Raw genomic sequence first — 3,652 nt, 5'->3', positions numbered from 1 at the left:
AACACCGCGTCCAGCAGCGCCGGGTGCACCCCGAAGCGCGCCGCGTCGGCGTGCGCCTGCTCGGGCAGCGCGATCTCGGCGAACACCTCGCCCGGTTTCGTCCAGGCCCGCGTCACTCCCTGGAAGACCGGCCCGTACTCCAGGCCGACTGCCGCGAGATCGTCGTACAGACCATCGACCGCCACCGGCCGCGCGTCCACCGGCGGCCACTGCGTCAGCTCGAACGCCGCCACCGGCAGTTCGGCGGTGATCAGGCCCTGAGCGTGCTGCGTCCATCCGGTGGCGTCCTGGGAGCGGGAGTGGACGGTCAGCGGGCGTGCTCCCGATTCCTCCACCGCTCCGACGACCACCTGGATCTGGACACCGCCCTGGACGGGCACCACCAGCGGCGCCTGGATGGTCAACTCCTGCAGGTAGGAGCACTCGACCTCGTCGCCCGCCCGGATGGCCAGCTCGACCAGCGCCGCCCCCGGCACCAGCATCTGGCCACCCACGAGGTGATCGGCCAGCCACGGCTGCGTGGCGGGTGACAGGCGGCCACTGAAGATCACCGACTCGCCGCTGGCGACCTCGGTCACGGCGCTGAACACCGGGTGATCGATCGCGCCCAGTCCGGCGGCGTTCATGTCCCCGGCATCGGTCAGCGCGGGGATCCAGTACCGCTCGTGCTGGAAGGCGTACGTCGGCAGATCGACGTGCGCTCCCCGGGTGAGGATCGCCGTCCAGTCGACGGTCACGCCGTGGGTGTGCAGCCGGCCCAGTGCCTCGACCAGCGCCCGGATCTCGTCGCGGTCCTTGCGCGCGGTCGCGACGAACGTTCCGTCCTCGACGCTCTGCTGAGCCAGCGCGGTCAGCGTCGAGTCCGGTCCGACCTCCACGAACACGTTCGCCTGGCAGGCGAGCACCCCGTCGGCAAAACGCACCGCCTCGCGCACGTGCCGCACCCAGTACGCCGGGTCGGTCAGCAGACCCGGCTCGGCGGGCCGGCCCGTCACGTTGGACACCACCGGGATGCTCGGCTCACTGAAGGTCAGCGCGGAGACGATCTGCTCGAATTCGGCGAGCATCGGCTCCATCAGGGGCGAGTGGAACGCGTGCGAGACGCGCAAGCGTCGGGTGCGGGCACTTGTCAGGGCGGCGATCTCCTCCACCGCGGTCTCGCTACCGGAGATCACCACGGCCTGAGGGCCGTTGACGGCGGCGATGCTCACGTCCTGGCGGCCCTCCAGCAGCGGAAGGACCTCCGCCTCGGAGGCGGCAACGGCCAGCATCGCCCCACCCTCCGGCAGCGCCTGCATCAACCGGGCGCGAGCGGTGACCAGGGCACACGCGTCGGGTAGGGAGAGCACCCCGGCCACATGCGCGGCCGCGATCTCCCCCACCGAGTGGCCCACCAGCACATCCGGCGTGACACCGAGTGAGGCCAGCAGCCGGTAGAGGGCGACTTCGAAGGCGAACAGGGCCGGCTGGGTCATCCCGGTCTCGGCCAGCGCCTCGTCCGGACCGGAGAACATCGCCTGGCGCACCGACCCCGGCAGCAGCGCGCAGATCTCCTCCAGGGCGTCCGCGAACACCGGGAACGCGGAGGCCAGCTCACGGCCCATGCCCACTCGCTGACTGCCCTGACCGGTGAACAGCATCGCCAGCCTGCCGTCTGTCGCCGCGGCTTCCGGTGCCGTCGTACCGTCGGCCAGAGCACGCAGGCCGGCCACCAGCTCGGCCTGGTCGGCGCCGACCACCACCGCGCGCTGCTCCAGCAGCGCCCGGCCCGTCGCCAGCGTCCAGGCCGCGTCAGCCGGGTTCACCTCCGGCTGAGCCTCCACCCACGACGCGAGCTGCCCGGCCTGCGCCCGCAACGCCGCCGGAGTCTTGGCCGAGAGCAGCCACGGCGTCACCGGCAGCTCAGTGCCGGAAGGCTCCGGCTCCACCGCCGGGCCCTGCTCGATGATCACGTGCGCGTTCGTGCCGCTGATCCCGAAGGACGAGATGGCCGCGCGGCGGGCGTGCCCGTTCTCCTGCCAGGAAACGGGCTCGGTGAGCAGTTCCACCGCACCGGCCGACCAGTCCACGTGCGGGCTCGGCTCGTCCACGTGCAGGGTCTTGGGGAGGAGTTCGTGGCGGAGAGCCATCACCATCTTGATGACACCGCCGACACCGGCGGCTGCCTGGGTGTGACCGATGTTGGACTTCAGCGACCCCAGCCACAGCGGCCGGTCCTCGGGACGGTCCTGGCCGTAGGTGGCCAGGATGGCCTGGGCCTCGATCGGGTCGCCGAGGGTGGTGCCCGTGCCGTGCGCTTCCACGGCGTCGATGTCCGCGGTCGACAGTCCCGCGTTGGCCAGCGCCTGGCGGATCACCCGCTGCTGCGCCGGACCGTTCGGCGCGGTGAGCCCGTTGCTCGCACCGTCCTGGTTGATCGCGCTGCCGCGGACCACGGCCAGCACCCGGTGACCGTTGCGCCGCGCGTCCGACAGCCGCTCGACCAGCAGCACACCCACGCCCTCGGCCCAGCCGGTGCCGTCGGCCTCCGCGGAGAACGCCTTGCACCGCCCGTCCGCCGACAGGCCACGCTGCCGCGAGAACTCGATGAACATGCCGGGCGTCGACATCACCGTCACACCACCGGCCAGCGCCAGGTCGCACTCGCCCGTGCGCAGCGCCTGCGTGGCCAGATGCAGGGCGACCAGCGACGACGAGCACGCCGTGTCCACCGTGACCGCCGGACCCTCCAGGCCCAGGGTGTACGACACCCGTCCGGACACCAGGCTTCCACCGCTGGTCGCGGCCGGGGTGCCGAGGCCGTAGTCGTGGTACATCACACCCGCGAAGACACCCGTCCGGCTGCCACGCAGCCCCACCGGGTCCAGGCCCGCCCGCTCGATCGCCTCCCACGAGGACTCCAGCAGCAACCGCTGCTGCGGATCCATCGCGAGCGCCTCACGCGGGCTGATCCCGAAGAACCCGGGGTCGAAGTCAGCGGCGTCGTACAGGAACGCGCCGTGTCGCGTGTAGCTCTTCCCCGGTACGCCCGGCTCCGGGCCGTACACCCCTTCCACGTCCCAGCCGCGATCGGACGGGAAGTCACCCACCGCGTCCCGAGCCTGCGCGACCAGTTCCCACAGAGCCTCGGGCGAGGAGACGCCGCCGGGATAGCGGCAGGCCATGCCCACGATCGCGATCGGCTCGTCGGCCACCGAGACATCGGCCACGACCGCCTGCGAGACCTGACCACCGGCCAGCTCCCCTGCCAGGTAGTCCGCCACCGCCTCAGCGGTCGGGTAGTCGAAGATGAGCGTGGCCGGGAGCCTCAGCCCGGTCGCCGCGTTGAGCTGGTTGCGGAACTCGACCGCGGTGAGGGAGTCGAAACCCAGGTCCTGGAACTGACGCCGATGGTCGATCGCCGACCCGTCGGCGAAGCCGAGCACCGTCGCGGCATGCCCTCTGACCAGGCCGGACAACATCGCATGCCGCTCGGCGGGGTCCAGCGCGGCCAGGCGCTGCGCGAGCCCACCGGCCTGGCCCGCCCGGCGCACCGGTGTGCGCCCGGCGGTACGGATCTTGGTGAATCGTGCGGGGACGAGGGTGGGGTGGTCGGTGCGCAGGGCGGCGTCGAGCAGTGCGAGCCCGTCGGGGACGGACAGGGGTTTGACGC

1 protein-coding gene is annotated in these 3,652 nt (G+C 72.0%); it reads right to left on the bottom strand.

The genetic code is table 11. The features are described 5' to 3' along the window. The coding region (locus tag AB0G15_RS43320) for a beta-ketoacyl synthase N-terminal-like domain-containing protein (RefSeq protein ID WP_362851544.1) at window positions 1-3,652 on the bottom strand (3,652 nt) is incomplete at both ends.

The sequence above is a fragment of the Streptosporangium sp. NPDC023825 genome (assembly GCF_040639575.1).
Lineage (GTDB): Bacteria > Actinomycetota > Actinomycetes > Streptosporangiales > Streptosporangiaceae > Streptosporangium.
The sequence above is the reverse complement of the archived record's forward strand: the minus strand, read 5'-3'. Positions and strand labels throughout refer to the sequence as shown.